This window comes from Micromonospora sp. NPDC050795 (assembly GCF_044456785.1).
In the GTDB taxonomy this organism is placed as follows: Bacteria; Actinomycetota; Actinomycetes; order Mycobacteriales; family Micromonosporaceae; genus Micromonospora.
Genome location: NZ_JBITGE010000074.1, coordinates 1 through 3,410, shown reverse-complemented (window position 1 = coordinate 3,410; position 3,410 = coordinate 1). Strand labels below are relative to the sequence as shown.

At 56.4% G+C, this 3,410-nt stretch carries 1 rRNA gene; it reads left to right on the top strand.

The window, feature by feature from the left end:
* Nucleotides 1-209: 209 nt before the first annotated feature.
* Nucleotides 210-3,320, top strand: a 23S ribosomal RNA gene (locus ACIBEF_RS31895).
* Nucleotides 3,321-3,410: the final 90 nt, after the last annotated feature.

The following is a 3,410-nucleotide window of genomic DNA, read 5'->3' as shown; positions in this document are numbered from 1 at the left end:
GAAATGTGAGCACCCTGTTGGGTCCTGAAGGAACAACCGTTGGTTGTTGTTTCAGAGACGCGCCGGCCCTCCTTGGTGGGGGCTGGGAGTCTGCCAGGCATGGCCTGGCCCCACATACCGCCGACCGTTGGTTGGGTTTGGTGTGGGGCGGATCGGGTTGTGGGTTGGTCGTTTGTTGAGAATTGCACAGTGGACGCGAGCATCTTTGTGGTCAAGTTGTCAAGGGCGAACGGTGAATGCCTTGGCACCAGGAGCCGATGAAGGACGTGGGAGGCCGCGATAGGCCTGGGGGAGCTGTCAACCAAGCTGTGATCCCAGGGTGTCCGAATGGGGAAACCTGGCACCAGTCATGTGGTGTCACCCACACCTGAACACATAGGGTGTGTGGAGGGAACGCGGGGAAGTGAAACATCTCAGTACCCGTAGGAAGAGAAAACAATTTAGTGATTCCGTGAGTAGTGGCGAGCGAAAGCGGATCGAGGCTAAACCGGCTGCGTGTGATACCTGTCAGGGGTTGCGTGGTCGGGGTTGTGGGACCCTGCTGAACAAGCTGACACTTGTTCGAGAAGTTACAAAGTCAGTGGCTAGTCGAACAGTCTGGAATGGCTGACCGTAGACGGTGAGAGTCCGGTAGGTGAAAGTTGCTGACCTTCTGTGGGTGTTCCCGAGTAGCGGCGGACCCCTGAAATCTGCCGTGAATCTGCCAGGACCACCTGGTAAGCCTAAATACTTCCTGGTGACCGATAGCGGACAAGTACCGTGAGGGAATGGTGAAAAGTACCCCGGGAGGGGAGTGAAATAGTACCTGAAACCGTTCGCCTACAATCCGTCGGAGCCTTGCGGGGTGACGGCGTGCCTTTTGAAGAATGAGCCTGCGAGTTAGTGGCATGTGGCGAGGTTAACCCGTGTGGGGGAGCCGTAGCGAAAGCGAGTCTGAATAGGGCGATTCAGTCGCGTGTCCTAGACCCGAAGCGGAGTGATCTAGCCATGGGCAGGCTGAAGCGCGGGTAAGACCGCGTGGAGGGCCGAACCCACCAATGTTGAAAAATTGGGGGATGACCTGTGGTTAGGGGTGAAAGGCCAATCAAACTCCGTGATAGCTGGTTCTCCCCGAAATGCATTTAGGTGCAGCGTCGCGTGTTTCTTGCCGGAGGTAGAGCACTGGATGGTCTAGGGGGCCCACAAGCTTACCGAAATCAGCCAAACTCCGAATGCCGGTAAGTGAGAGCGCGGCAGTGAGACTGCGGGGGATAAGCTTCGTAGTCGAGAGGGAAACAGCCCAGATCACCAGCTAAGGCCCCTAAGCGTGTGCTAAGTGGAAAAGGATGTGGGGTCGCATAGACAACCAGGAGGTTGGCTTAGAAGCAGCCACCCTTTAAAGAGTGCGTAATAGCTCACTGGTCAAGTGGTTCCGCGCCGACAATGTAGCGGGGCTCAAGCACACCGCCGAAGCTGTGGCATTCACATTTTATCCTCGCTTGGACGTGATTCCTTGTGCAGGTGTGTGGATGGGTAGGGGAGCGTCGTGCCGCGAGTGAAGCAGCGGGGTGACCCAGTTGTGGACGCGGCACGAGTGAGAATGCAGGCATGAGTAGCGAAAGAAGGGTGAGAAACCCTTCCGCCGGATGACCAAGGGTTCCAGGGCCAGGCTAATCCGCCCTGGGTGAGTCGGGACCTAAGGCGAGGCCGAGAGGCGTAGTCGATGGACAACGGGTTGATATTCCCGTACCCGCGAAAGAGCGTCCCTGATGAACCTCGTTGTGCTAACCACCCGAACTTGGTGAGGTCTTCGGACTGAGTTGAGGGAGCGTGGGAACCTGATGGGTAGTAGTCAAGCGATGGGGTGACGCAGGAAGGTAGCTGAGCCCGGCCGGTGGTTGTGCCGGGGTAAGCGTGTAGGCCGTGTTGTAGGCAAATCCGCAACACATATAGGCTGAGACGTGATGCCGAGCCGATTCAGGTGAAGTCAGTGATCCTATGCTGCCGAGAAAAGCCTCTAGCGAGTTCTTAGCGGCCCGTACCCCAAACCGACACAGGTGGTCAGGTAGAGAATACCGAGGCGATCGGGCGAACTGTGGTTAAGGAACTCGGCAAATTGCCCCCGTAACTTAGGGAGAAGGGGGGCCGGAGACGTGAAGCCCCGCGCGGGTGGAGCGTTGTATGGCCGCAGAGAGCAGGGGGAAGCGACTGTTTACTAAAAACACAGGTCCATGCGAAGAAGTAATTCGATGTATATGGACTGACGCCTGCCCGGTGCTGGAACGTTAAGGGGACCTGTTAGCTCTTCGGGGCGAAGCGGAGAACTTAAGCGCCAGTAAACGGCGGTGGTAACTATAACCATCCTAAGGTAGCGAAATTCCTTGTCGGGTAAGTTCCGACCTGCACGAATGGCGTAACGACTTCCCCACTGTCTCAACCACAGGCCCGGCGAAATTGCAGTACGAGTAAAGATGCTCGTTACGCGCGGCAGGACGGAAAGACCCCGGGACCTTTACTATAGCTTGACATTGGTACTCGAATTAGCTTGTGTAGGATAGGTGGGAGCCGGTGAAGTCCATACGCCAGTATGGGTGGAGGCAATCTTGAAATACCACTCTGGTTGATTTGGGTATCTAACTTCGGACCGTTATCCGGTTCAGGGACAGTGTCTGGTGGGTAGTTTAACTGGGGCGGTTGCCTCCTAAAAGGTAACGGAGGCGCCCAAAGGTTCCCTCAGCCTGGTTGGCAATCAGGTGTTGAGTGCAAGTACACAAGGGAGCTTGACTGTGAGACTGACAGGTCGAGCAGGGACGAAAGTCGGGACTAGTGATCCGGCACTTGCGAGTGGAAGCGGTGTCGCTCAACGGATAAAAGGTACCCCGGGGATAACAGGCTGATCTTCCCCAAGAGTCCATATCGACGGGATGGTTTGGCACCTCGATGTCGGCTCGTCGCATCCTGGGGCTGTAGCAGGTCCCAAGGGTTGGGCTGTTCGCCCATTAAAGCGGTACGCGAGCTGGGTTTAGAACGTCGTGAGACAGTTCGGTCCCTATCCGCCGTGCGCGTAGGATACTTGAGAAGGGCTGTCCCTAGTACGAGAGGACCGGGACGGACGAACCTCTGGTGTGCCAGTTGTCCTGCCAAGGGCACGGCTGGTTAGCTACGTTCGGAAGGGATAACCGCTGAAAGCATCTAAGCGGGAAGCCTGCTTCAAGATGAGGTATCCCACCCCACTTTGTGGGGGTAAGGCCCCCAGCTAGACGACTGGGTTGATAGGCCGGAAATGTAAGCCCGGTAACGGGTTCAGTTGACCGGTACTAATAGGCCGAGGACTTGACTACTAAGCTGCTACGCGTCCACTGTGCAACTCTGAACAAGCGAACACCCGTGATTGTGTGCCGGGGTTGTTTGATATGTTCATAGAGTTACGG